This is a genomic window from Oscillibacter sp. CU971 (assembly GCF_905219725.1).
Taxonomy (GTDB): domain Bacteria; phylum Bacillota; class Clostridia; order Oscillospirales; family Oscillospiraceae; genus Oscillibacter.
The window spans coordinates 1-3039 of the sequence record NZ_CAJMXG010000297.1 but is presented as its reverse complement, the minus strand read 5'-3'; the positions used below and the strand labels follow the sequence as shown (position 1 = coordinate 3039).

At 47.4% G+C, this 3039-nt stretch carries 3 protein-coding genes and 1 pseudogene; all 4 read right to left on the bottom strand.

The window, feature by feature from the left end; translation table 11 throughout:
• Positions 1 to 472: pseudogene (locus tag JX325_RS14395) on the bottom strand (chromosome partitioning protein ParB); the annotation flags it as partial.
• Between the two features lie 332 nt (positions 473 to 804).
• Entirely contained in the window at positions 805 to 1128 is a 324-nt protein-coding gene (locus JX325_RS14390) for a DUF4368 domain-containing protein (protein ID WP_204791776.1), read from the bottom strand.
• A 150-nt stretch (positions 1129 to 1278) separates the two neighbouring features.
• Positions 1279 to 2058 (bottom strand): toll/interleukin-1 receptor domain-containing protein, encoded by a 780-nt coding sequence (locus JX325_RS14385; RefSeq protein WP_204791775.1) that lies wholly within the window; start codon positions 2056 to 2058, stop codon positions 1279 to 1281.
• Position 2059: 1 nt separating this feature from the next.
• Positions 2060 to 2845 (bottom strand): hypothetical protein, encoded by a 786-nt coding sequence (locus tag JX325_RS14380; RefSeq protein WP_243414107.1) that lies wholly within the window; start codon positions 2843 to 2845, stop codon positions 2060 to 2062.
• Positions 2846 to 3039: the final 194 nt, after the last annotated feature.

Genomic DNA, 3039 nt, shown 5'->3' with positions numbered 1-3039 from the left:
GCGGCTCCGGGACAGCGGCCTCCCGGACGGGAGCGGCCTTTGGGGCATCCGGGGCTTTGCCGTCACTTCGGGACACTTTGTCTCGTTTAGGCGGCTTTGCCTTTCCGGAGGCCGTTTTATCCTCCTTGGGCGGGCGGCCCTTGCGTGGCTTTGTTTCCTCCTTGCCAGTGGGCCCCGCTTTTTCTTCTTTGGGCGGGCGGCCACGCCGGGGCGTTTTCGGCTTATCGCCGCCAGCGGCGGGAATTTCCTCCTTTCCGTCTTTACCCGCCGCCTCCTTTTCCACCTGGGCCCGGGCNGCCTGCCGCTTTTCGCCCATCAGCTCATTGATCTTGTCAAAGGATACCACCACATCGCCGGGAGCGGGCTGGGCAGGCCCGGCCTGTTCCTGCTTGGGCGTGGGTGCGGCGGCCTGTTCGGGAGCCTCCGGGAGTTTTTCACTGCCGGGGCCTGTGTTCAGTTTTTCATCAGCCATTCACTAACCTCCTTTTTGTGAAAGTTGCATAAATTTAGGGGTTAAATTTCTGTAATTATTTTTTGCCTCCTTTCCGCCTATCCACGCAAAAAAGCCGTCCGTTTTTTCATGCCGGACGGCTTTTAGCGTAATGTGATAGATCAAATATTANTTTTTGTGGTTGGTAGGCTTTGAAAAGCCTTGTATTTACAGTGTTCTTATTAAGAAACAATCATATGAATGAGTTTTAATAGGAACACTGTAATATCAAGGGTTTCCACGCATAAAGAACATTTTGATATTTCGGAGGGAAGTAACAGCACGGTGTAACAGCGCCGTGCTGTTACTTCTTTTTATCCGCAATATTCCGGGGAAAAATCAATCTCCCCTATAAAGTTGTAGTGTACGTCAATCCGCTGGATGCGGTGGCCGCTGGACTTGTCGGCTTCATGGACAACAATCTTGTCCACAAATTCATGCAAGAGCTGGGGAGTCAGTTCTGTCGGCTCGGTGTACTTCTTTACGATTTTCAGAAAACTTTTGATATTGACAGCCTGCGCTTCGGAGGCTTCCACAATGGCGTTTAGACTTTCAACGGACTGTTTCAATTCTGCCTGCTCCGCTTCATAGGCTGCGGACAGTTTGGCAAATCGTTCGTCTGTCAGCTTACCTGTCACATTGTCCTCAGAGAGCTTTTGTCAAGGGTAAATTTATAAAATGCTGTATGACCTTCATAATTGTAGGTCATACAGCATTTTATTAAAGTCATCAACCATGCCAGGGATTTCTGAAAAGTGTAGCTATGCAGGCTTTTGAAGCAGAATCCGTTACTCCGCCATACAATCAACTTCCTCCAGGAATTTGTCCCTAAAACGTTCCCAGAGATTTTGAGATAAATCATCTACCATTCCAAGATGACTAACAATGCGGTCTTTGAGGTCATTTAGTGCATAATTTCGCTTTTCCTTATCAGCCAGACGGAATGTCATATCCCTTGGATTAACAGCACCTTCAATTTTAGTGTACTGAAATCCTGGCAATAAAATGCTTTGATATGCGCTCTGCTTTACCCACGCGGCCCCCATTTCATTTAGGCAAACCGGACTTTTATAATAATTTTTTGACAGCATCATAATGAAAAAGAGATTATCACTGTCCATTTCATTGCGAATGAAATCGTATAAATCTCCAGCTCCCTGCGGAATTCCATACCCAGCAACAGAACTGCAAAACAATTGGTTTTGTTTCACACCCATTTGCTCAAGCATGGTAACAAATTTCTCAACAATGGGCTTGTCATCCGTGGAATGGCTGATAAAGATTTTAGGGGCCTTATACATTTCGTCAAAATGGTCATACATATACTTAACCACTTCACTCATAGCTACAAGGCAATCTTTTATGCTGATTAAATTATGCGTTCTCAACCATAGCAAAAGGTCAAGCTGCGCACAATCGCAAGGGAAAGTAGCTTTGTATGCCGATATGATTTCCTTACACCGCTGGACACATCTCAGAAAAAGTGCTGTTTGTTGATTACTGAGAGACAAAACAATATAGCTGTCATAAAATTCATTCAAAGTTTCTTTTGTCACCAAGCAGTTCAAATCAGCACACCTCCCACTCCGTCTCATCTCCACATATATTCCGTATCTTCAACCGCAAAGGCCGCTTATCGCTACGGACTGTCCCATCCCAAAATTCCTTTGTTTTCGTCCCGTTGCGGATCACATACCCCAGCTTATCGATCTTGACCTCGCTGTCAGAGTGCCATTCGCCCTGGGCGGCAGTACAATCCACACTTAGATACTCGATCAGCTCCAGCCCCTCCTCACTGATCTCAATGGGCTTGAAGGGTTTCTTTTCAGTAGCGCTCATCCGGGCCTTTTCGTTAAACTCAAAAATCTTTTGCATCACCCGGTCGCTGAGGAACTTGTCCACCAAGACAGCGTAGCCGCCGTACAGATCATCGTGGGTTTCCTCCATATGAAATTCTGCGTAGTCGCCAATCACCACATTATCCAAAATGGTTTTCAAATCCCGCAGTTCGATTTCGACGGTCGTGCTGTCATCGTCTTTGATAAACTTGCGGATTTCATCCTCACTGGTGATGTCGATATAGTAGACGATTACTTTTTTGACTGTTGTGTCCAAATCAGGGATGGCCTGGTGGATAATACGGTTCATCATCACCGTGTCCAGCAGCTTGGAGGAGCTGTCCATCAGGTTTGGAACGTAAACCGGAACTGTCCCCAGCTTGCTGTCGGAGATAGCTCCCTCCCAGAAGGAATCCAGTGAATCCTCGTTCTTCAGTCCGGGAATCAGGGACTTGATCTTCTCCATGGTCTGAACCGGGTTGCGGTAGAGCTGCACGCCGTCTTTGATCTCCAGCACGTCAAACTCCGCCCCGTCCGCTTTCAGCCGGTCGCGGGTGGTCTGGATGGAGTTTAGGCCAATGTCGCAGTGTCAGCGCCAGTGATAAAATGTAAAAAAACGCCGAGGAAAAAATGTAGTTTTGTGGCGGAGAGGAGGGAAAAAAGATAGACTCCCAATCAGGGCGAAAAAGAGCCCGGAAAGGGAGTCAGGAA